Below are 23047 nucleotides of genomic sequence, written 5' to 3'. Positions count from 1 at the left end.
GCTGCTCTCCTGAGGTTTATTTTATCGTCAATTGGGAATGAGGGGTGGGGGAGAGATTAATTTGTTTAAGTCATTGCGGGCCGCCGTCAGGTGGCGCGGCAATCTCTTACTTGTGCTGCCAGTATCACTAATTTCTCAGGCGGAGTTGACCGAGGACGTCTCATTCACTTCACAAAGTTTGTTCATTTTGGATTACAATCAAGCCGCTATGGATGTGAAATCGCTCACGATGCTGGAATTTCCCAAAGTGCTGGAACGGCTGGCCGGTTATGCCGATTTTTCCGCATCTGCCGGGCTGGCCCGCGCCCTGCGCCCCACAGCCGATTTGGCGGAAGCGCTTACCCGGCAAGCCATCACCAGCGAAGCCCGGCGACTGCTGAGCGTGAAATCCGAAGCCGGCATCGGCGGAGCGAGAGACGTGCGTCCGCTGGCGGAACGCGCCGCGCGCAGCGGCGTTTTACTGCCGGCCGAACTGCTGGAAATCAAATCCACCCTCATTGCCGCCCGTGATCTATTCCGCACCCTGGAAAGCAAGCAAGCCGAATACCCGCATCTGGCGGCCATCGCCCAACCCCTAGCACCGCCGCCCGGACTGATTGAGGCCATCTCCCGCACCATCTCGGATCGCGGCGAGGTGCTGGACAGCGCCTCCCCTAAACTGGCCTCCCTGCGCTCGGAGATAAAAACGGCTCATGAACGGCTGCTTTCCCGTCTCCAAAAAATGATTCAGGATCCAAAAAATACGCCCCATCTCCAGGAAGCCATCATCACCATGCGGAACGGGCGCTATGTCATCCCGCTGCGGGCTGAATCGCGCGGGCGGATTCGCGCCATCGTCCACGATCAGTCATCCTCAGGGGCTACCCTGTTTGTCGAGCCGCTCTCGGTGGTAGAACTCAACAATGCGTGGCACGAGCTGCAACTTGCCGAACGAGACGAAGAGCGGCGCATCCTCAGCGAGCTTTCCAATCAAATTGGAGAACACAGCCCCGCCATCATTGCAATTGTGGATGCCCTTGCCCGCCTTGATTTAGCCTTCATGTGCGCCAAATATGCCGAAGACCTCCACGCCGCCGAACCGGTACTGACTGCCTTCCGCAAAACCGGGCGCGAAAAGCACCCCGGCAGTGTGATTGTCCTTTATCAAGCCCGTCACCCACTGCTTGACCCCCAAACGGTGGTGCCGGTTGACGTGGTGCTGGATGAGAACACCTACGCCCTGGTGATAACCGGACCGAATACCGGCGGTAAAACGGTGACGCTGAAAACAGTCGGGCTGTTGGCGCTCATGGCCCAATCTGGCCTGCACATCCCGGCTCAGAGCGGTTCTACCCTGAGCATTTTTCGCAACATCTACGCCGATATCGGTGATGAGCAGTCCATCGAACAGTCGCTTTCCACCTTTTCGGGTCATATCACCAACATTGTGCGCATTTTACGGCGGATGGATTCGTTTTCGCTGGTGCTGCTGGATGAATTAGGGGCCGGCACCGACCCGCAGGAAGGCTCCGCCCTGGCGCGGGCTATTTTGGGCTATCTGGTGGAAAAACGGGTGACCAGCCTGATTGCCACCCACTACCCGGAATTGAAAGCCTACGCCCACGCCACACCCGGTGTGGTCAACGCCAGTATGGAGTTTGACCTGCGTTCGCTCAAACCGACTTACCGTCTGACCATTGGTCTGCCGGGACGCTCAAATGCGCTGGCCATTGCCGAAAGGCTCGGCCTGCCGCCCGAAATCCTTTCAGCCGCACGGAGTATGATCAACCCAACCGACCTGCGCGCCGAAGACCTGCTGGATGAAATTCATCGCCAGCGCGATCTGGCGCGCAAAGCCCGCAGCGAAGCCGACCGCTTACGCTCTCAGGCGGAAAATATGCGCCGCGAACTGGCTCAGCGGTTGGAAAAAATCGAAGAAGAACGGCGTGCCATCCTCGAAAAAGCCCGCCGCGAGCAGGAAGAAGAAATTGCTGCCCTGCGTGCCGAACTGGACGCCCTGCGCCGCGAACTGCAGCGTGCCCGTCAACCGTTGGATGCGCTCAAGCCCCTTCAAGAACGCCTGGAAGAATTGCAAAGCGAAGCCGAAAAACCGGTAGAACGCACACCCATCGAACCTGCCCGCCCGTTACGGCTGGGAGAAAAAGTGCGCCTGCGCTCGCTCCAGATGGAAGGGGTGATTACCGCACTGGGTCAGTCCGAGATTGAAGTCCAAATGGGAAACCTGCGGCTGCGCGCCCGCCCCGAAGAAATTGAACGCCCCGGCAGCCCGCCGCCGCCAGAAAATCCATCCCCCACGCCCCCCAGCACTGCCCGTCCGCTCTCTACGGGTCGTCCGGCAGCAGCCCGTCCGGCTGTGTTCACCCCATCCCCCGGCATGGAACTCGATCTGCGCGGACAAAGGGCCGATGAAGCCCTTGAAGCCTTGCAGCGTTACCTTGAATCGGCTTACCTGAGCGGTATGCCGTTTGTGCGTGTGATTCACGGCAAAGGCACCGGTAAACTGCGCCAGGCTGTGCGGGAATTCCTCAAGCAAAATGAATTTGTTGCCAGCTGGGAAACCGGCCTGGATAGCGAAGGCGGCGAAGGCGTTACGGTTGTCCATCTGCGGGAGGGCTGATTTTCTCCTCATTCGACCTTCTTTACAGAAGAACAAAGAGCGATCGTGTTGATCCCCATCCACGATCGCTCTTTCATGCGGATGACCCCTATTAAATCCGCCCAAACTGGCTTATTCGTTGCTCTTTTTATACCAGCCGGGCGTTGACGCAATGTGGACAAAGTGTGAGTAAAAAATTACAAAATAATCCGTGATTCCAGTCTTTCGCGTAGTCGAATATAGCGCTCAGAAAGCCCCAGCAGCCGCGTTTGATCGTCCAGAAAGCCAAGCAGGCCGCGCAATTCGCGCGAACGTTGCCGTCGCTCTTCCGGTGAGATGGGCAATCCCAAAATCAACTCCAGTCCGGCAATCTCCGCCCAGATGAGCCCCAATTCGCGCCCGCGGTGGATCAACTGGCGGGCGTGCTCAATGGACTGAGCCGTATCCCCCTCCCGTGCCAGTTGAGCGGCGATCCAGTAATAAATCAGGCCAAGCGCGGTCAACCCGTGTTGCTCAACTTCGTTCCTCAGGCCATTCACCAGATGCAGGTCAATCCCGCTATTTGCGTCCAGCGATCGGCTCAACACCTCTCCCATTTGGGCCGGCAGGCGGATGATCTCCAGCCCGGATTCGTTACTCAACTCGATGGATTTGCGCAGGAAAGGAAAGCCGTTTTCGGGTTGGCCGTTGAGAACCAGCGCAGTGCCCAGACGAAACAGACATTCCATGGCGCTGATTGGGTTGCGGCTGATTTCCAGACCACGCCGGTAATACTCCACTGCCATCTCGTAATCCCGCAAAAAGGTCATCAAATCACCCTGAATGCAGATTGCCCGGGCGAGGATGTCGTCGCTTTTCCCGCCTTCCACCATCCCAATGACCTGCTGACTATCCTGCCAGGCGTTTTTCAGCAGTCCGCGGTACAAATGGATGTTCCCGCGGATTGTCAAGATATAAGCCAGACGAAAATCATCACCGATTGCCTGCGCCATCTCGATGGCTTCTTCGCAATGCTGCAAAGCCGGCCCAAATTCCGCCAGCAGATATTCGCTCATCGCCAGCCACACCAAAGCATCAATACGGAAGACCAGCCCGGCCACCGAGAGGCTGCTTTCCAGCGCTCGTTGCGCTGCTGCCCGGGCTCGCTCCGGTTTTGCCAGCAAGATGTAATTGTAAGCCAGTTTTGCCTGAGCCTCGGCCACTGCCCGGCTGGTGCGCTGGTCCTGTCCGGATCCGGCCATTTCCAGCACATTCTCCAGCGAGTAAATCGCGTCCTGATGCCGCAGCAATTGGGCAAGGAAATCCGCCCGCCGACTACCGGCCTCGATCATTTCGGACTGACTGCCGGACTGCCGTAAAAAGGGAATGGCATGTTCCAGTTGAGCGAGCGCAAGGCGCGCCTGCTGGCGCAAACCGGCCACACGCGCCAGCCCGCTGTAAGCGCTGCCAATCAACAAGGGGGAGTAGCGCAGCTCGCCAAAGCGCAAGAGTGCCGCGTAGCTTTGTTCGGCCTGCTCTAAACGATTTTGCTGGCAGCAAAAATCTCCCCATTGCACATATAGACGGTACAGATGCTCTTCGGTCAATTCAGTTTCGATGCGCGGGAGCATCTTCTCCGCCCGCTGGAAGGCTATTTCGACGGCATGGGTCTGGTGGTGGGCAATGGCTTGTTCGGCTGCCAAAAGCCAGTACTGAAATGCGCGCAGGTTTTCACCGGCCAGTTCAAGGTGCGTGGCAATTCTCTCGGCAAAAGCGGGGCTCTCTTCCAGGGAAATATAGGCCTCGGCTACCCGTAAATTGAGCAATTGCTGCCGCGCCGGGCTGAGTTCAAACAGCAGTACTTCGCGAATCTTGTCGTGGATGAAGGCGTACTGGCGGGTATGGTCGTTGGAATAGACCGGACGGATTAAGTGCGTCCGTTCGAGTTCTTCGATAACCCGCACGCACTCCTCGATGTCCAGCTGAGCCGCCGCTTGAAGCACCCGCAGCGGAAAGGTATGGCCGATCACTGCGGCGGTAACCAGCGTCTGGCGGGTCTGCGGCTCCAACAAACGCAACCGTTCGCGCGCCAGGGCATGGATGCTGCTGGCCAGCGGCAGATGAGGAACGACCTTGAGCTGATTGACATCCAGATTGAAATCCAGCACCGCCCGTAAAGTTTCCAGCACAAACAGGGGATTTCCACCCGTTTCCAGTCCAAGGCGTTCGATAAATTCCGGGGGAGCGGATTTGCCCAACGCCAGGCGGATCAGCTCACCGACTTCATCGCGGTTGAGCAGTTCCAGCGTGGTTTGGTGAACCATCCACGGGATTTGCGACTGGCTGAGAAACCGCTCCAATGCCGGGTTGGGTTCTTCAGGGCGGGCTGCCACAATCAGCAACCCCCGCTGAGAAAACAGGCGGTGGTCGAGCAGGTACGCCAGCACATGGAAGGTGTGTTCATCACACCACTGGGCATCATCTACAAACAGCAATAGCCGCTGGCGGCGGGAAAGAATGCGGAACAGTTGTAAAAATGCTTCGGCAATCTGCTGGTGCTGGTGGCTGAGCGAAATTTCAATGGGCGGAAAGACATCCGGACGCAGAGAAGGCAACTCCGGCAGCAGGGTGGACAAATAACCGGCCCAAACGGCATCCAATTGCTGCCACTCCTCGACCGTAACCGAATGACGCAGCAAATCAATCAAAGGCTGGTAGGGCAATTCGGCCAGATGCGAGAACCCCGCGGCCAGCAGCAAGCGCGGCGCCGGCTGCAGCGATTGATAGAATTCGAACACCAGCCGCGACTTTCCGGCACCGCCCTCACCCCAAATAACTTCTACACCACCGCGCTGGAGTGCCAGTTTCAGATCTGCCAGCAGCTTTTTCCGCCCGACAAACGGCAGTTGCAGGGTAAGCATGTTATGCCACGGGTTGACCGTCGGGAACGGCTGGACATCTGACCCCTCCCGAACGTGCTGACAGAGATTGCTCAGGATGGTAGGCAGGTTTTCGCCCATCTCTTCATAAATTTGCCGGATGCGGTCACATTCGCTCAGGGCTTCGCTGCGCCGCCCAAGATCGTGCAGCCACTGGATCAATTGATAATACAGATCGGGGTTTTCTTCATCCAGGTGAATGGCTTTGCGAATCCAGTGAACGGCGTTTTCCAGATCACCGCTGACGGCACAATGTTCGCTCAATGTTTCCAGCAAATTCTGGTAACTAAATGACAGAGACTGGCTGGTAAAACTCAACCAGTGATCCAGTCCGTCGGTGGAAGGCAGATTCGCTCCGGCGAGGAATTCCTTGCCGCGCCATAAATTGACCGCCTTGACCATTTGCTGGTAAATCGCTTCCGGCAGGGGGGTGTGCATTCCGCGCTGCAGGTAAGGGCGCACCTGTTCCAGCAAGGCCTGATATTCGAGCAAATCCACATAAACCCGATCGGTATCCAGCCGTACATGATCCTGGGTGGCTACAATCAGAGCAGGGTCGGGCAGTTCGGATCGCAATTTACTGAGCGCTTCGCGAATGTGGCGGCGGGCGTCATCCTCGCTTTCCTCCGGCCAGAACAAATCCATGAGGACACTGCGCCCCACCGGGTCGGGCTGGCTTGCCAGATAGAAAAATAAAGCGCGCAGCAAGCGGCGCTTGATGTGGATTTCCTGCTCGTCGTAAAAAACTCGTGGAGAGCCCAGCAGAAGAACACGCAGTTGGCGAGCGTCTTCTTCCATAACCCGTTTTACCTCCACTCCGTCAAACAACCGGTATCGTCGTCACTCATACCAGTCTGCCTGCCAGTTGTAACGCCCGCGCTTGCGCCATCTGGAGTGTCTCACGGGCGGCGTTGAGGTTGACCTGAGTGACTGCGCCCAGCATTTGGGCCAGTTCAATCAAACGGGCTTCTCCCTCCAGTAATTCAACCCGTGTGGACGTACGCCCGCCTTCCACCTCCTTACGCACTGAAAAATGTTGATCACCAAAGGCGGCCAGCTGCGGCAAATGGGTTACGCACAAGACCTGATGCTGGCGTGCCAACAGCCACAATTTTTCACCCACCACCGCACCGACCCGCCCGCCAATCCCTTGATCAATTTCATCAAAAATCAGGGTAGGGATTGCATCGGCCTGGGTCAGCACCCGTTTGAGGGCGAGCATCAGGCGCGAGGTTTCGCCGCCCGAGGCAATTTTGACCAGTGGTTTCAAACCCTCACCGGGATTGGGCGCAATCAAAAATTCCACCCGATCCACACCGCTTTCGTCGAAAGCCAGCCGATCGTCCCCGCCGTTCAGGCTCAATCCCTGAGGGTCTGGCTGGTTGTGCAAATCCACGCTGAAGCGTGCGCCGGCCATGCTTAAGTCCGCCAGTTCCGCCTCAACCGCCCCGGCCAGTTGAGCCGCGGCGCTCTGCCGAATGTGCGAAAGGCGAGCAGCCAGTTCGGCCAGTTGCTGTCGCAGGGCTTTTTCTTTCTCTTCCAGTTCGGCAATCCGTTCGGTGGCATGGGCGATCGTTTCCAGCTCCTGCCGCGCCGAGCGGGCAAATTCCAGCACCGCCTCGATGCTGCCGCCGTACTTACGCTTGAGGCGATGAATCAAGTCGAGTCGTTCTTCTACCTGCTCCAGCCGGCGCGGGTTGAATTCAATCGTATCCAGGTAGCGGCGCAATTCACGGCTGATTTCGGCCAGCGTATCGTTGACCGCGAGGGCCTGTTCCGCCAGCCGGTTTTGATCCGGGTCAATGCGCGCCAGCCCTTCCAGCGCCGTAATCACCTGACCGAGCAAATCGGTCAAAGCGGGGGTGTCGGGGAGACCTTCGTCCAGCAGGCTCAGCGCTTCCTGGGCCAGCGAGGAGAGATTTTCGGCATTTGCCAGGCGGTTGCGCTCTTGCCGCAGGGTTTCTTCTTCGCCCGGTTGCAGGCGGGCTTCCTCGATTTCACGCGCCTGATATTCGAGCAAATCAGTGCGCCGGGCGGCATCCTGCTCGCTCTGGCGCAGGTTTTCCAGATCCTTCTGCGTGCGGCGCAGTTCGCGGTAAATCTGCTGATAAGCCGTCAGGGTCTCCTGCGAACCGGCAAAGCGGTCCAGCAAATTCAAATGCTGGCGGACATTCAGCAACGAAAGATGCTCGGACTGCCCGTGAATATCCACCAGATAACTGCCCAGTTCGCGCAGCAGGCTGATCGAAACGCTATGACCGTTGATGCGCGCCGTGCTGCGCCCGTTTTGACGGATTTCACGGCTGATCAGGATGGTCTCTTCGTCCTCCAGCAAATCCTCGCGCCTGAGCAAATCCAGGATGGCCTGGCGGTTGGATGACGGAATGAGAAATAGCGCTTCTACGCTGGCACGCTCAGCGCCGGCGCGGATGAAGGCCGGTTCGGCACGCCCGCCCAGCACCGCTGTGATCGCATCCAGAATAATGGACTTCCCCGCGCCGGTTTCTCCGGTAAAGGTGGTTAAACCAGCCTGCAGGGTCAACTCCAGAGATTGGATGATGGCAAAATTCTGGATGCGGATTTCACTCAGCATAAGGTTGCGTTCATTAAACTCGAATGCCGGTCAGTCGGTAAAAGACCGTGCTGGTCACCAGTACTACGTACAACACCTGCCAGATCAGCCCAAAAAGATTCAACATGCCCAGTCCCATCACAATACCCAGCACATTGATCAGCGGCAGAATGGCGCCACCGGCACCGGCAGCCAGCGTGGCGGTGTTGTACAACAGTCGGGAGCGGCGCTTGCGGGTCACACTGCGCACTGCCTCGGCAATGATCACACCGGCAATCGGCGCCAGAAAAATTGTAAAAAATCCCAGAAAAGACGTCAACAAACTACCCAAAAAACCCAGCAAACCGGCAACCGCCAGCGCAAGGGGATAATCCAGCCACTGGGCGGTTTCGAATTTCTTTTGCTGGCCGCGCAGGCAGTCGCGGCAGCGGTAGCCGGTTTCGGTCAGCACGGCACATTCGGTGCAGATTGGCCGTTCACAGCGGTTGCAGCGCAGCAAGGTCTCGCGGTTAGGATGATTGACGCAATACATTTTGGGTTGGGCATCTTCGATCATGATGAATCCTCAGCGGCGGGGTTTTGTTCCATGTAGGCCGTCAGGTTGCGGTAGAAATAACCATAGTCCTGAAAACGAACAAAGCGCGCCATTTCGGGCAGGGCATCTACCCGTACCGAATCGCCGTCCAGCATGGTGATGGGAGCCTGGCCGTCCACGCTCAAAACCGCCTCGTGATTGGTATTGACGGTTACCGTGACCACCGAGCCTTCTGAGAGGATAATTGCGCGGTCAAGCGAGAGATGCGGCGCAACGGCGACGATTAAGATGTTGCGTAAATCCGGGGGTAAAATTGGGCCGCCGACAGCCAGCGCATAGGCGGTTGAACCGGTAGGGGTTGCCACAATCAGCCCGTCGGCAATATAGGTTGCCAGCGTGTACCCATCCACGCTGGCTTTCAGGCGCACCGGGCGGACATACTGGCCGCGACAGACGACCACCTCGTTCAAGACGCTCCAGCAGCCCAGGGATTGATCGCCGCGCCGGTGCTCGGCGCGCAGCATCATGCGGTTTTCCAGCCGGTAGCGCCCATCCAGCAGGCGCGGCAGCATCTCTCGCCACTCGTCGCGCTGAACTTCCATCAGAAAGCCGAAGCGTCCTAAATTGATTCCCAGCACCGGAATGCCGAGCGGCGCGCACAAATGACCGGCGCGCAGCATGGTGCCGTCCCCGCCCAGCGCAATGAGCAGGTCAAACTGGCCGGCTTTCACCTGCTGGCGAAAAGCCTTATCCGACATGGGGGCGTGAATCACCTGTGCGACCCCGCGGCCCTGCAAAAAGCGGGTGATCTGCTCGGCTTCCAGCGGGGCATCCGCCAGAGACGGGTGATAACCGATGGCAATTCGCTGCGGAACGGGCTGTCCGTTTTCCATGAGATTATTATACCCTCTTGGAAAAAGAAATCCCACCCGCCCGTCAAACCCCGCAACGGCATTTTTTTTGAGGTGGAAAAATCGAGCCCGCAGAATTATCCCCACCCGTGACCTGACAATAAAATGCCGGAGGGGACTTCCCTCCGGCGCTCTTTTGAAATGGCCCGATGATGGTTGGCTGAGGTGATCAGGCTGCGGTAAAACCGCCGTCAATCACATAAACGCTGCCGTTGGTGTAACTGCTTTCATCCGAAGCAAGGAACAACATCAATCGGGCGACCTCATCCGGTAAGCCGTAGCGTTTGAGTGGAACCTGAGCCTCAAAACCGGCTTTGACCTGCTGACCGGCGCCGGGGGCTGCCATTTCTTCAATTGAGCGCATCATGCGGGTTTCAATGGGACCCGGGTTGATGGTATTGACGCGGATGCCCATGCTGCCGTATTCCAGTGCGGCGCTGCGCATCATGCCAATCACGGCATGTTTGCTGGTCACATAAGCCGAAAAGCCGGGCGAACCGACCACGCCGGCAACCGATGAGGTGATGACGATACTACCGCCGCCCGCCTGCAACATAGCCGGAATGACACTCTGCAAGCCGAGGAACACACCCCGTACGTTGATGGCCAGAACCCGGTCAAAAGTTTCCAGCGGGTATTCGTGCAACGGTTTGACCGTCCCTTCAATACCGGCATTGGCAAGGAAGACATTGACTTTGCCAAACCGCTCAACGGCTTTTTTGACCATTGCCTGATTGTCTTCCGGTGAAGTTACATCGGCAACGATGTAATCGGCATTTTCGCTGCCAAGTTCACCCGTCAGATCCTTTAGCACACTCTCGTTAATATCCGCCAGAAGCACTTTGCTGCCTTCGGCGACAAACAGCCGGGCTGCCGCTGCCCCAATGCCGCCCGAACCACCGGTGATAATCGCCACCTTTCCATCCAGCCTGCCCATATTACCCTCCTTGAATAAAATTGGATAAAATTTGTCTAGATATGTTAATTTTATAAAAATATGCCAGAAAAATCAAAACTCCATCCAATTTGTACAAACTTTTCGTTTCATTGGATGGGGTAATAAAACTGGTAAAATCAAGTGCATGCGTTATCGAAAAATCCCCTATCAAAAACGCTCCAGGCTGCCTTTCTGGCTGGTAATTGCAGGCGCTCTACTGCTGATTGGCTGGCTGGTCAGCCCGCTTTCGCCGTTTCACTCCCGCATTGCCTGGCGGGTGGAAATTGCCCGCACCTACCTTCGAGGTATCTTTCAGCCGATACAGGCCATGCCCACGGCGCTGCCCGTCCAGGCCGGTGCGCTGGAGCAATCTACCTTGACCCCCAGCCCGACTGCCCCGGCGGCAACACCGGCAACCGCCACCCCCACGCCGCTGCTTTCTCCTACCCCCAGCCCGACCCCCACCCCCATTCCGGCACAGGTGCAGCTGCCCGCCCCGCCTTGGGAGAAGCAGGATATCAACAACTGCGGCCCGGCCACTCTCTCCATGTTCCTCAACTTTTTTGGCTGGAAAGGTGACCAATTCACTATCTCGGATGTCATCAAACCCATTCCTCAAGACCGCAACGTGAACATCGAAGAGCTGCTTTACTACACCCGCAATTACGCCGGCTGGCTGCGCAGTGAATTCCGCGTCGGCGGGACGGTAGAACTGCTCAAAGGCTTCATCGCCGCCGGCTTGCCGGTGGTAATTGAGGAAAGTTTCTACTTCGAGGAATACTACTGGCCGAACGATGACCGTTGGGCCGGTCATTACCTGCTGGTTAGCGGCTACGACGATGCCACGCAAACGTTTACCGGCCAGGATTCGTTTTACGGCCCGAATAAGCGCATTCCCTACGCCGAACTGGACAGGAACTGGCAATCCTTCAACCGCGTGTACTTCTTTGCTTTCCTTCCCGAACAGGAGGAAATGGTCAAAAACCTGTTGGGCGAGGACTGGGACATTGCTCAAAACCGCAAAAATGCCCTGGAAACGGCCCGCCGCGAAACCGAGCAAGACCCGAATAACGGTTTTGCGTGGTTCAATCTGGGCAGCAATCTGGTGTATTTCGAATCCTACGCCGAGGCGGCTCAGGCCTACGACCGCGCCCGCGCCGCCGGACTGCCGCAGCGCATGTTACGCTATCAGTTCGGGCCGTTTTTTGCCTACTTCAACACCGGACGGGATGCCGACCTGCTGGCGCTGACCGAGTACGCCCTCAAAATCACCCCCAACTCCGAAGAAGCCCTGTTGTGGCACGGCTGGGCGCAATACCGTCTGGGTAACCGCCAAAAGGCCATCGAAAGCTTTCAAAAAGCCCTGGAAGCCCGCCCCGGCTACTTTGATGCCCAGTACGCGCTCAATTTTGTCAACCAAAACTAAGGTGTCCTATGAACAGTCGTATTCCTGCTTCCATTGTGATCCTGCTGGTGTTGTTCTGTCTGGGCAGTCTGACGGTGGTGTGCATCACCGCCGGCGTCCTGTGGCAAAACACCCTCCGGCCCTCCCCCACACCGCTCAGCCTTGCTTCAACCGTAGCGGTTTCCCCGCTGCTGGCTACTCCCGTTTCAACCCCTACGCCGTCCGACACAACCGAGGTTGCCCCTTCACCCTCGCCCACCCGCCCGATTTCCGCGGAGGATGCAGCCATCTTGAGGCAGATGGAAGAGATTGAACGGCAAGTTGCCGCGTTGCGGGGTTTGGCATTGCTGCAACCGGTTCAGCGCCGCCTGATGAACGCCGAAGAGCTGCGTCAGCACGTAGAAGAAAACTTCCTCAAAGATTACTCGGCGGAAGAAGCCAGACAAGATGCGCAGGTACTGTCGGTGTTTGGTTTGCTCAACAGCGATTATGATCTCTACTCTTTGTACCTTGACCTGTACAGCGAACAGGTAGCCGGTTTTTACGACAGCGAAACCAAGGAGATGTATGTGGTGCAGGGGGGTACGTTCGGTGGCATGGAACGTTCTACCTATGCACATGAATTTACCCATGCCTTGCAAGATCAGCATTACAACCTGCGGGAAGGGTTGAAAGTCAACCCCGATTACTGCAAGGAAGACAGCGAGTACTGCGCCGCCGTGCAGGCGCTGATTGAAGGCGATGCCAGCCTGACCGAACAGTACTGGCTTTACCAGCACGGCACGGCCCAAGACCGGCGGGATATTGAAGCCTTTTACGCCAGTTATTCCAGTCCAGTGCTGGACGCCGCCCCCTCTTTCCTGCGTGAGGATTTTGCCTTTCCCTACCGCGAAGGGGTGGACTTCGTCCTGACCCTCTTTCAGAAGAACGGCTATCCGGCCATTGACGCCGCCTTTGCCAACCCGCCGGTTTCCACCGAGATGATTCTGCACCCCGAAAAGTACCCGGACGACCGCCCGGTTACCGTCAGTCTGCCGCCAGTGGAAACCCTGCTTAACCGCCCGGTGGAAGAGCTTGACCGCGGCGTCATGGGTGAATGGTACACCTACCTGATTCTGGCACACGGCCTTCAAGAAAACTGGCGGATTGCCGACGAACTGGCCCGTCAGGCGGCAGCCGGCTGGGAGGGGGATGCCTACGCCGTTTTTTGGGATGAAACTGCCAATCAGCCGGTGATGGGATTGCTTACCGAATGGGAGAGCGAGCGGGATGCGGGTGAATTTCGGCAAGCCTTTACGGCTTACGCCCGCCTGCGCTGGGGCGAAGCTGACCAGCAAGACCTGGAACGCGGCTGGTTGTGGCAGGAAACCGCCGATGGGGTGGTCTTCTTCCAGCAGCGCGGCAACCAGACCCTGTGGCTGATCGTCCCGCGCGAAGCCGATTTATCCCTGCTCAAACCGGCTGGTTGGTAAACATGCCCCTCGATTTGGCGCGAATTCGGGCAATTTGCTTCGATGTGGACGGCACACTCAGCGACACGGATGACCGCTGGGCGGCGCATTTGGCGGGCTGGCTGCGTCCCCTCGCACGACAGCGCGCCTCACGCCTGGCCCGCTGGTTGATCATGGGGCTGGAATCTCCGGCGAACTGGGTGTATGGAATGCTCGACCGCCTCCATCTGGATGATGAAGCCTCCCGGCTGGTGGACTGGCTCTTTCGCCATCAAGCCGAAAGAGGGGGGAGCTTCACTCTCATCGAGGGAGTTGACAGGCTGCTGGCCGATCTGCAAGAACACTACCCGCTGGCGGTGGTCAGCGCCCGCGGCGAAAAGGCGACGCTGGCCTTCCTTGATCAATTCGGCCTGCGCGGGCATTTTCGGGCAATTGCCACAGCCCACACCTGCACTCACACCAAACCGTTTCCCCACCCGGTCTTATGGGCAGCTGAACAGATGGGCGTTGCCGCATCGGATTGCCTGATGGTAGGTGATACGGTGGTGGACATCCGCGCCGGCAAGACCGCCGGCGCTCAAACTGTGGGGGTGTTATGCGGCTTCGGTAAAGAGAACGAACTGCGCCGCGCGGGGGCTGATTTCATTCTGGAAACAACTGCTCAACTGGGCGACTTGCTGCGGGGGTGAGCCGCTTCCCATTCCTCAAATATCCAGCACCACCCAGGCCGGGTCGTGGTCGCTGCCATCCCCGCCCAGTTTTTCCCGCCGGCCAATCCACGCCGCCGTCTGACGCAGAGCCAGTTTCTGGCTGAGCCAGATTTGATCGAACAACTCATAGCGGGCCGGCTGGCCGCTGGCTTTGTAGCGGTGAGTCCAGAGCGGGCTGGCGGGCGACGGGTTATCGCGGCGCGGCGGGCGGGTTTCCTGAGCGTTACTCAGCCCGTTGACCAGTTCGAGGGCGCGGCTTTGCACAAACGGCGCCAGACACTCCGATTCGGGCGAGTCATTCATATCCCCCACCAGGGCAAACGCACCGTTGGGGCGGGTGCGCTCGATGAGAATCCGCTCGGTCACTTCCGCCTGACGGCGGCGGGTCAGGTCAGCTCGCTGCTTACCGGTGATCGGATTTTCGTTCGGAGCAAGATACTGGCTTTTGAGATGGGTGTTGAAGAGGGTAAACAATCGCCTGCGCCGTTTAGGGTCGAGAATTTCCACTTCGAGCAGGTCGCGGCTAAAGATGGGCGAATCGGGTTCGTCGGGATGAGAGGCAAACCGCCACGAGGTCAACGCCCCGATGGGCAATTTGCTCAAAACGCCCACATCAATCAGGCGCGGGTCGTTGCCCTCCACCAAAGCCTGATAGGGGTACAAACTTCTCAGATAATCGCGGTTGAAATGCTGCAACGCCGGCAGGTCTTCCACTTCCTGCACCGCCAGAACATCCGCATCCATTTCCAGAATACGGCGGGCGATCAGGGTTGTGGCGGCTTCATCCTTTCCCTTGACCAGTCGCCCCATGAAGGAGCGGATGGCGTAATCCTGCGGATCGTCAAAAGTGTAGGTCACACTCAGGCCGGTATCACCAGCGAGAATGGCCTCAATACGCCCCTTGAAGTTGAAACGAGAAAACAGGTTATTCAGGTTAAAAGTACCGATTTTGACAATCATCCCTCACCGCCTCTCTCAAAAAAACCGATAACATCATTTTCTGCTATCATTTTACCTGCAAGCCGTTTCAAACGTGTTATAAATGAGGGTGAAGAAAATTATCTTCTAACATAGACAATGAAAATTCTTTCAAGAATACTTTGGACGGAGAATTCAGGAAATGTCGGAAGACCTTGAACTCGTCACAATAGACGAAGCAGCTCAGTTGGTTGGTAAGACACCTCACAATATTCGAGATTATATTCAACGCGGTCGCATCCGAAAATACAACGAATTGGGCCAACCGATAGAGCGTGCAACCAATGGGCATCTACGAGTTTCTCTAAAAGAGATCAGGATTTTTCTCTCTCTTGTAGAACAAGGGCTTGAAAAGCACCACCATGCAGGGCTTCACCCAGAACTTGGTTTTCATGATGTTCCTGAGCATAAGAGAACAAAACATGTTCATCGGCTTCATCCTTATTTGGGTAAATTTATTCCACAACTTGTAGAGTGGTTTCTGGCTCGTTATTTTCAGCCGGATGATGTTATTCTCGATCCTTTCATGGGCTCTGGGACCACATTGATCCAGGGCAATGAAATGAAAATGCACACAATTGGTATAGACATTTCCCCGTTCAATTGCTTGATTGCTCGTGTTAAAGCAGCAAAGTATGATATTACAAAAGCAAGTTACGAAATCCTGGACATCGAAAAGAAAGTAGCAAATTTTTCAGCCGAACTGAATCGCTCTGAGATTAACAAATGGTCACTCTTTCCTTTAGACACGATAGAGGATATTAAGAACCGGTTATTGGCAAATTGTAAAAGTGAATATCTCAAAACATGGTTTGCTCCTCGGGCTTTAATTGAAATGCTTTATTATCGGGACTTGATTCCAAATTATCATTATCAGGATTTGTTACGCGTTCTACTTAGCAGGGCGGTTCGCTCATCCAGGTTGGTACCTCACTACGATTTGGCTACTCCCAAAGTTCCGCTCCCTGTCGGGGAAAAATACTGGTGTAGGAAACATAATCGGTTTTGTTATCCAATAGACAACTGCATCACAAAGATCCATGCTTACAGTCGAGATACCGCACGCCGTATAGCAGAATTTGATAAGATTCGTTCAGACAGGAGTATTAACATCATTCAAGCTGACTCAAGAACCGTTGACCTGAAGGCTGAACTTGCCTCAACAGTGATTGCAGGTCGTCCAATTGACGGTATCTTTACTTCCCCCCCCTATGTGGGGCAAATTGATTATCACGATCAACATATTTACGCTTACGAACTCTTCGGTTTTCCTCGTCAGGATGAACAGGAAATCGGGCCGAAGAAAAAAGGCAAGTCGAAACAGGCACAATTTGAATACATAGAGGGAATTGCTGCTGTTTTCCGGAATGTATTACCTCTCCTAAAATCAGATGCAAAAATTTTTGTTGTTGCCAATGACCGGTTTAATCTTTACCCAGAAATCGCCAAAAGAAGCGGTTTGCGAATTATAGATGAATTCCACCGTGCTGTCACAAAACGCACAGAGCAGGGTGATGATCCCTATCAAGAAACAATCTTTTTCATGATGAAGGCTTGAAAAATGACGTTTTCTGCTACTCAACAAACCAAAATAGAAGAATTGCTCAAACAAAAAATCAGAAGGAAGTTGAGTAATTACTCGTCAGAATCGCAAGAATCACAATCAATGCCATTCCACGTCCGCCTGCTTGGTAAGGACCGAATGGCCTTATTTTCTTTTATACAATCCCTCAATACAACCTTAGGAACCTCAGTTTTTGAACAAGTAGCGGCTATTGTTGCTTCACCAAATTTTAGACGCGTTGTCAATCAGTACAGAGAATTTGATAATACGGTTAGCGAAAATGCCCAAGTTGTTATTCAAGAGATTATAGACAATTTACGGGCAGCAAGAGAAACTCCTGACAAAGCGAGAGAAATCAAAAAAATTCTTGACGTAGCCCAGACTGGAACGATCAAGACAATCCGACGCCCTCGTATAGATTTATTCCTTGAATCACACGATGGCACTGAATATTATTTTGATCTAAAAACAGCCAAACCAAACAGGGACGATATTATCGGCTTCAAAAGAAAATTATTAGAATGGGTAGCCATTCGCGGATCAGTAAATCGTGATGTTAAAATTTTTACAGGGATTGGAATCCCATATAATCCCTATGAACCTCAGCCTTATGATCGTTGGACTTTTCAAGGAATGTTTGATCTGGAGCGTGAATTAAAAGTTGGAAAAGAATTTTGGGATTTTCTTGGTGGAAAAGGAACTTATGAAGCATTACTGGAAATTTTTGAGAAAGTTGGCATAGAATTGCGCCCTGAGATTGATCAAAGATTTTCGGCTTTCACAGCTCAGTGACCGAGAGATATAATGATAACCTTCTTTAAATTCCGATAACAATAAACCATTACAGGTGAAACCCATGCCCATACCATTCCTCCCCTCTAACGTTCGCCGCAATCACGCCCTGGAACATGCCACCCTCCAAATTCTGGGCGAAAAGAATCCCCGTCTGCGTCTGGCCGGTTACTCCGATTCTCTCGGTTTCTGGATCATCGGCAAAGTGGATTTCGACGACTTGCAGGAAGCCATTTATCAAGCCGAAACCCGCCTGAACCAGGGCGAATCTCACCTTGCCATCCACCCCAACTGCGGCACCAACTTTGCCGCCAGTGGCCTGATCGCTGCTCTGGCGGCCTTCCTCGGCATGCTGGGCAGCGGCAATTCGGCCCGCAGCCGCTGGGAGCGTCTGCCGCTGGTGGCCGTGCTGGTCACGCTCAGCCTGATTCTCAGCCGCCCGCTCGGGCCGTGGCTGCAGGCGGTAGCCACCACCGATGCCCGCCTGAACGGTCTGCATGTGATGGGGGTTGACCGCTTTGAGCGGCGCGGTATTCCGCTGTACCGCGTTCACACCCGCTCCTGAGGGGGGCGTAAATGCAGCCAGCCCGCCCTGAAGCACAGGTGCTCCTCTTGTACGGCGATGACACGCAGGCAATCGCCGATGCAGCCGCTCAGCTGGAATCTGCCGCGCTGGCCGACTCCACCGTGGGGGACCTGAACATGAGCCGGTTTGACCTGGAAGACCGCAATACCAGCGAGGAACAAATCCAGTCAGCCATCTACGCATTGCCCTTTCTGGCCGAAAAACGGCTGGTCATCCTCCACCATCCTTTGGCGCGCTTTAAAACCGCCGAAGCCTGCCAGCGGCTGATCCATCTGCTGGATGGTTTGCCGCCCACAACCCGCGTGGTGCTGATTGTGCCGGATCGCTATCAGGGCAGTAAAGGCTGGGAAATTCTCGATGATAAAAAACGCGGCAAACCCCTGCTGGAATGGGCAAAAAAAGGCGGTCAACGCGTGGGGGTGCGCGAACTGCGCCTGCCTCGCCAGAGCGAAATGACCGATTGGATCCTGCGCCGCGCCAAACAGGAAGGTGGGCAGTTCACCCCCCGCGCCGCTGCTGAACTGGCTGCTCTGACCGGCAACGATACCGGCATCGCCGTTCAGGAAATTCGCAAACTACTCACCTACGTGGACTTCAAGCGCGCCGTGGAGGTGGACGATGTGCAGGAAGTGGCTGCCTCCGGCGGTCAGGCGGATGTGTTCAAAATGGTGGATGCCATCGCCACGGGAGAAAGCCGCACCGCCCTGCGCCATCTCAAAATTCTGCTGGAAGAAGAAGACCCCGTCCGCCTGTTTGGGATGATCATCCGCCAGTACCGCCTGCTGATTCTTGCCCGTGAGGCACTGGAGCAGGGCATCTCGACTCCCGCTGAAATTGCCAAACGCCTGAAAATTCACGCCTTCGCAGCCGAAAATATCATCCGGCAGGCTCAGCGGCTGAGCTTAACAAAACTGGAAGGCGCTTACCGCCTGATCCTGACCACCGACCAGATGATAAAATCAGGTCAGGCGGATTTTGAGACTGCCCTGCAAACCCTCATCGTTCAATTATCCACACCCCAACCTGTTCCTTAAAAGTATTCCCCTGCCAGTTTCATCGCCAAATGCCTTTCAGGGTTGAAAGGGAATTTTCATCACCATCTGGCACGAACCTTGTTACTCCAAACAGGGTCAGGGATAGATGAATGCCTTGTTCATTCCAGCGGAGGCGCGATGAAAATACCTCGTTTTGTTGTTCTCAATGGCCTTGTCCTGATTGCTTTGTGGATGATGCTGGTTTCGTCTCATCCGGCGCTGGCCGCCAGTGAACCGCCGGGCGAGCCGGTCAGCAGCCTGCCACCCGAATTGCAAACCGCCCTGGACCAGCGAATCAACGAAATCGGCATCCAATCCCTGGGGTTTCTGCTGTATGAACCGCGCGTGGTCGGTGTGGAATACTCGGCGGACGGCACTCAGGCACTGATCTGGTTCGCCTTTGTGGATCCCGAAACCGGCCAGTTCATCGAAGGTGAGCCGGGGTTGGCTGTCGCCCGCCTGAGCGCACCCGCCGAGGGACAAAAGGCTGTCCCCGCCTGGGATGTTACCCTGCAGGCCGATGACGAATGGGGCGAAACCCTGCTGGATGTGCCTCAAGACCTGCTGGGCGATGAACTGCGTCAGATGTACCTGACCCCCACTGAGGACAAGAGCATTCTGACCACCACCGTTTACCGCGGCTACAAACTGCCCTGGCCGGCGGGTGTCTCGCACCGCGTTTCACAGTCGGTCAGCCACAGTACCTGTGCCAACTGGGTGGACTGTCGCTACGCCTGGGATTTTGCCGAAGACAGCCCAAACCAGAACTGGCCAATTCTGGCGTCCAAAGGCGGCATTGTCAAGCGGGTAAAGTGGGATATTCCCACCCGTTCACCCTCCGCCTGCCCGGGTGACGGCACAGTCGGTAATTACATCGTGCTGGAAGACCGCAGCACCACTCCCTGGACGTACCAGTTATACCTGCACCTTGCCAAGGACAGCATTCCCGAACGCCTGCGCACGCCCGGCGCCATCGTCCAGCAGGGAGAATACATTGGGCTGGTGGATAACACCGGCGCATCCTGCGGCAGTCACCTGCATTTTCACGTCCATACCAACCCCAATTCGTACTGGGGCACCTCGGTGGACATCCGCTTCGACGATGTGACGGTCAACGACGGCCGCCCGCGCACCTGTTATGAAGCGGCCAACTGGTCTGCCTACGGAAACGAGTGCCAACCCAACAACCGCTACACCTCCGGCAACATCGGCACCAACCCGCCGGGGGGCTCGTTGAGCCTGCCGGCTCCCGGTGAAGAAGTGACCTCCCCAACCGTGCTGGTGGCCGGCACGGCGTGGGACGACCAGCAGGTGACCAATATCCAGATCATCGCCCGCGGGTTAGACGGAGTCTGGAAGGATGTGGGCAGTGGCTTTACCCAAAGCCCGTTCGCCGTCGAAGCCAATTTATGCGCTGCCGGTATACCCAACGGCCCGGTGGATATTGCTCTGCGAGTGTGGGACAATCACGGCAACGTGACCATCCAGCCGCAGGGGTTGCGCACCGTGTTGAAGAAGTACAACTGCCCGGCGGCTGCCCCAGCCTGCACGCTGACCGATAACAAAATCATCCTGTACAGCCAGCCCAATTATCAGGGCAGCTGCCGCGAGTACCTGTGGAACGGTGAAATCAGCGTGCCGGATCTGGCAACCGGCGGCTCGCCGGTCGGCAGCAACAACACCCAGTCCATCCGCGTGGGGGCTAACGTGCGAGCCGTGCTTTACGACGGCACCAGTTACGGCGGGCGCGCCGAGGCTTTCGAGCGGGATGACCCCAACCTGGCCGACAACCCCATCGGCGCCAAAACCGCTTCTTCCCTGAAAGTTCAGGCACGCAGTTTTACCAGCTTCTCTTCTTCGATCACTTACCCGGCCAGCGGGAGTTCCCTCCCGTCCACCGATTCGATCACCCTGTTCATGTCCTCGCCTTCGGCAACCGCTTTCGGCTTCACGCTCAATCGTAATGGGCAGTTGTACCAGAGTTACGACAACCTGCCCTTCCCGGCGGTTTCGATTGGCAGTTTGCCGCCCGGCAGTTATGCGGTGCGCGGTTGTGCCAAAGTGGCCGCCAGTGGGACTGACTGCGCCGACCGCACCGACTGGGTCAATTTCACCGTTACCAGCGCATCTTTGCCCAACAACAGCCTGAAAACCGCACCTTACAGCGACAGCCTCAACGGTAGCAGCAGTGACTGGCACGCCACCGGCGGCTGGCAAAACACCGGCAGTTACTGGCGTTACGGCAACGGTACCTCATACAGCGGGCAGGGCAGTCTGACCTCGCCGCCCATCCGTCTGCCCGACAATGGCAGCCCCTACCTGTATTTCAACTACCGCTACCGCACCGAATCGCCCGCCCCGTGGTGGGACCAGCGCCGTCTGCAAATTTCGGTGGACGGCGGGCCGTTCCTTGACCTGCCCGGCTGGGGCCAGTTCTCCAATGACCCCCCCACCCAAAATACATGGCTCAACACCCCCAATATTGACCTGAGCGCTTACCTGGGCAAGACCATCCGGGTCCGCTTTTACTTCAACACGCTGGATGGCAACAACAATCAGGGCGTCGGCTGGGAGATTGACAATTTTCAAATCCTGACCACCCAGCCCACCGGCGGTTGTGCGGTCAACCCGTCCAACATCAGCCTCTCTGCCCCGCGCTGGATCAATATCGGCGATACCATCGTTGGCGAAACGCTGTGCGTGCCCGGCTCGCAGTTGTTCTACCAGTTCTTTGGTTTCCAGGGCCAGACCATCCGCGCCGAGGTCAACGCCAAGGTAATTGGATCGCAGTTAGACCCGTACCTGTACCTGCTGGATAGCAGGGGCGGCTTGATTGCCGAGAATGATGACATCGTTTATCAGCAGAATCAGGACTCGCGAATTGACATTACCCTGCCCTATACCGGCACTTACTACCTGCGCGTCAAGGCCTGGGACCACCCCGGCGCGGGCGGTCCGGATTACTACTACGTTCTGCGCTTACTGGAATTTAACACCCCGGCGGAGTTACGCTTTATCATTCCGGCTTCAAACTGGATTGCCGGAGGTGCGTTTGAAGCGCGGGTCGAGGTCAACGCGCAGGCCAGCGGTATCGAAAAAGTTGACTTTTACTACCGTCCGGCGGATGCTGCTAACAACAACTGGCAATTGATCGGCAGCGACAGCAACGGCAGCGATGGATGGAGCATTCTCGTCAACCCTGCCAATTACGGCGGTATGGTCGGCGGAGCCATTTACGCTCAGGCACGCGGCAGCGACGGCCAGATCTGGGGCGACTGGCGCTTGAACCTGCAAATTGACGGCGGCAAGCCGACCGCTCAATTGAGCGGAAGCCTACCCGCTACCAGCGGCTCAACCGCTGTGCGGCTGGCATGGAACGCGCAGGATGACGTCTCAGGAATCAGCCGTGTAGAATTTCAGTATCGCGAGAACGATGGCGGCTGGCAGGACTGGAATGTCAAACCAACCGGCGAGAGCGGGGCCGTGTGGTTCCTCGGTCAGCCCGGCCGCAAGTACGAATTCCGCATTCGGGCGGTGGACCGCGCCGGTAATGTGCAGGACTGGCCGCCCGGCGGGCAGGTCACCACGTTGCCTTCATCCTGCGCGCCCGGCAATGGCGAACCGGATAACAATCAACACCAGGGGGCAGGCCTCTTGTCCTACGAAACCGCCCAGGAACACAGGCTCTGCCCGGCCGCCGACCGCGACTGGTTGCGATTCGAGGCTGAGGCGAGTAAATCCTACCTGTTCTTTGGCAGCTCCCTGGGCGGCGGGGCAGCCTTGAAACTGAGCATCTACGATGCTTCCGGCAATCCGCTGATCGAACAGACGGCGGCGGGTTTGGGCCAAAGCCTGAGCTTCGTATGGACTGCCCCGGCGGGCGGCAGTTATTACCTGCTGGCTGCCCCGCTGGAGGACGGCCTGTTCGGCGACGAAGTCCGCTACAGCATCTGGTACGGCGAGCCGCGCCAGCTGTTCCTGCCGATGATCAACCGTTAGTCATCCCTTGCATCAAACCAGACGGCGGTTGGAGAATGTCCCCTGCAACCGCCGTCTTT

The 23047-nt window shown here is 56.5% G+C and carries 15 protein-coding genes; 9 read left to right on the top strand and 6 right to left on the bottom strand.

The window, feature by feature from the left end; translation table 11 throughout:
- Positions 1-61: 61 nt before the first annotated feature.
- Entirely contained in the window at positions 62-2617 is a 2556-nt protein-coding gene (locus AC812_RS05925) for an endonuclease MutS2 (RefSeq protein ID WP_061912911.1), read from the top strand.
- Positions 2618-2793: 176 nt separating this feature from the next.
- Here AC812_RS05925 and AC812_RS05920 read toward each other — a convergent pair whose 3' ends face one another.
- From AC812_RS05920 to AC812_RS05900, 5 genes are all read right to left on the bottom strand, one after another.
- Complete coding sequence (locus AC812_RS05920) at positions 2794-6312, bottom strand: ATP-binding protein (RefSeq protein WP_061912910.1); 3519 nt, start codon at positions 6310-6312, stop codon at positions 2794-2796.
- Between the two features lie 46 nt (positions 6313-6358).
- The gene (recN, locus tag AC812_RS05915; RefSeq protein WP_061912909.1) at positions 6359-8107 is read right to left on the bottom strand and encodes a DNA repair protein RecN; all 1749 of its coding nucleotides are present in this window, start codon (positions 8105-8107) and stop codon (positions 6359-6361) included.
- A 13-nt stretch (positions 8108-8120) separates the two neighbouring features.
- Positions 8121-8642 (bottom strand): B-box zinc finger protein, encoded by a 522-nt coding sequence (locus tag AC812_RS05910; RefSeq protein WP_061912908.1) that lies wholly within the window; start codon positions 8640-8642, stop codon positions 8121-8123.
- Positions 8639-9514 (bottom strand): NAD(+)/NADH kinase, encoded by an 876-nt coding sequence (locus AC812_RS05905; RefSeq protein WP_145962453.1) that lies wholly within the window; start codon positions 9512-9514, stop codon positions 8639-8641. The genes AC812_RS05910 and AC812_RS05905 overlap by 4 nt, the downstream gene beginning before the upstream one ends.
- Before the next feature lie 187 nt (positions 9515-9701).
- Positions 9702-10469, bottom strand: coding sequence for an SDR family NAD(P)-dependent oxidoreductase (locus AC812_RS05900; protein WP_061912906.1), 768 nt, complete (start codon positions 10467-10469; stop codon positions 9702-9704).
- Positions 10470-10614: 145 nt separating this feature from the next.
- On the opposite strand from AC812_RS05900, the gene AC812_RS05895 reads away from it, so the two are divergent.
- From AC812_RS05895 to AC812_RS05885, 3 genes are read left to right on the top strand one after another with little or no spacing between them, the layout of a single operon-like run.
- Positions 10615-11895 (top strand): C39 family peptidase, encoded by a 1281-nt coding sequence (locus AC812_RS05895; protein ID WP_062158827.1) that lies wholly within the window; start codon positions 10615-10617, stop codon positions 11893-11895.
- Between the two features lie 8 nt (positions 11896-11903).
- The gene (locus AC812_RS05890) at positions 11904-13346 is read left to right on the top strand and encodes a hypothetical protein (RefSeq protein WP_061912894.1); all 1443 of its coding nucleotides are present in this window, start codon (positions 11904-11906) and stop codon (positions 13344-13346) included.
- Positions 13347-13348: 2 nt separating this feature from the next.
- Positions 13349-14014: an HAD family hydrolase gene (locus AC812_RS05885; RefSeq protein WP_061912893.1), complete on the top strand. Its 666-nt coding sequence runs from the start codon at positions 13349-13351 to the stop codon at positions 14012-14014.
- A gap of 15 nt (positions 14015-14029) precedes the next feature.
- Here the strand turns inward: AC812_RS05885 and AC812_RS05880 are convergent, their stop codons facing one another.
- Positions 14030-14995: an endonuclease/exonuclease/phosphatase family protein gene (locus tag AC812_RS05880; protein ID WP_061912892.1), complete on the bottom strand. Its 966-nt coding sequence runs from the start codon at positions 14993-14995 to the stop codon at positions 14030-14032.
- A 160-nt stretch (positions 14996-15155) separates the two neighbouring features.
- Here AC812_RS05880 and AC812_RS05875 point away from each other — a divergent pair, with 160 nt between their 5' ends.
- The 5 genes from AC812_RS05875 to AC812_RS05855 all read left to right on the top strand — a co-directional run bounded on the left by AC812_RS05875 (position 15156) and on the right by AC812_RS05855 (position 22988).
- Positions 15156-16571, top strand: coding sequence for a DNA methyltransferase (locus AC812_RS05875; protein ID WP_082148840.1), 1416 nt, complete (start codon positions 15156-15158; stop codon positions 16569-16571).
- A 3-nt stretch (positions 16572-16574) separates the two neighbouring features.
- The gene (locus AC812_RS05870) at positions 16575-17369 is read left to right on the top strand and encodes a TdeIII family type II restriction endonuclease (RefSeq protein ID WP_061912891.1); all 795 of its coding nucleotides are present in this window, start codon (positions 16575-16577) and stop codon (positions 17367-17369) included.
- 64 nt (positions 17370-17433) lie between these two features.
- Positions 17434-17934 (top strand): DUF6391 domain-containing protein, encoded by a 501-nt coding sequence (locus AC812_RS05865; protein WP_061912890.1) that lies wholly within the window; start codon positions 17434-17436, stop codon positions 17932-17934.
- A gap of 11 nt (positions 17935-17945) precedes the next feature.
- Positions 17946-18989, top strand: coding sequence for a DNA polymerase III subunit delta (gene holA, locus AC812_RS05860; RefSeq protein WP_061912889.1), 1044 nt, complete (start codon positions 17946-17948; stop codon positions 18987-18989).
- A gap of 138 nt (positions 18990-19127) precedes the next feature.
- Positions 19128-22988, top strand: a complete 3861-nt coding sequence (locus tag AC812_RS05855) for a pre-peptidase C-terminal domain-containing protein (protein WP_061912888.1) — start codon at positions 19128-19130, stop codon at positions 22986-22988.
- The last annotated feature ends 59 nt before the right edge of the window (positions 22989-23047 follow it).

It is taken from the genome of Bellilinea caldifistulae (genome assembly GCF_001306055.1).
GTDB classification, from domain to species: Bacteria; Chloroflexota; Anaerolineae; order Anaerolineales; family Anaerolineaceae; genus Bellilinea; species Bellilinea caldifistulae.
The sequence above is the reverse complement of the archived record's forward strand: the minus strand, read 5'-3'. Positions and strand labels throughout refer to the sequence as shown.

Coding starts and splice junctions, on each gene's coding strand:
- AC812_RS05920 (WP_061912910.1), bottom strand. CDS start 6,312: ATGGAAGAAGACGCTCGCCAACTGCGTGTTCTTCTGCTGGGCTCTCCA.
- recN (WP_061912909.1), bottom strand. CDS start 8,107: ATGCTGAGTGAAATCCGCATCCAGAATTTTGCCATCATCCAATCTCTG.
- AC812_RS05910 (WP_061912908.1), bottom strand. CDS start 8,642: ATGATCGAAGATGCCCAACCCAAAATGTATTGCGTCAATCATCCTAAC.
- AC812_RS05905 (WP_145962453.1), bottom strand. CDS start 9,514: ATGGAAAACGGACAGCCCGTTCCGCAGCGAATTGCCATCGGTTATCAC.
- AC812_RS05900 (WP_061912906.1), bottom strand. CDS start 10,469: ATGGGCAGGCTGGATGGAAAGGTGGCGATTATCACCGGTGGTTCGGGC.
- AC812_RS05895 (WP_062158827.1), top strand. CDS start 10,615: ATGCGTTATCGAAAAATCCCCTATCAAAAACGCTCCAGGCTGCCTTTC.
- AC812_RS05890 (WP_061912894.1), top strand. CDS start 11,904: ATGAACAGTCGTATTCCTGCTTCCATTGTGATCCTGCTGGTGTTGTTC.
- AC812_RS05885 (WP_061912893.1), top strand. CDS start 13,349: ATGCCCCTCGATTTGGCGCGAATTCGGGCAATTTGCTTCGATGTGGAC.
- AC812_RS05880 (WP_061912892.1), bottom strand. CDS start 14,995: ATGATTGTCAAAATCGGTACTTTTAACCTGAATAACCTGTTTTCTCGT.
- AC812_RS05875 (WP_082148840.1), top strand. CDS start 15,156: ATGTCGGAAGACCTTGAACTCGTCACAATAGACGAAGCAGCTCAGTTG.
- AC812_RS05870 (WP_061912891.1), top strand. CDS start 16,575: ATGACGTTTTCTGCTACTCAACAAACCAAAATAGAAGAATTGCTCAAA.
- AC812_RS05865 (WP_061912890.1), top strand. CDS start 17,434: ATGCCCATACCATTCCTCCCCTCTAACGTTCGCCGCAATCACGCCCTG.
- holA (WP_061912889.1), top strand. CDS start 17,946: ATGCAGCCAGCCCGCCCTGAAGCACAGGTGCTCCTCTTGTACGGCGAT.
- AC812_RS05855 (WP_061912888.1), top strand. CDS start 19,128: ATGAAAATACCTCGTTTTGTTGTTCTCAATGGCCTTGTCCTGATTGCT.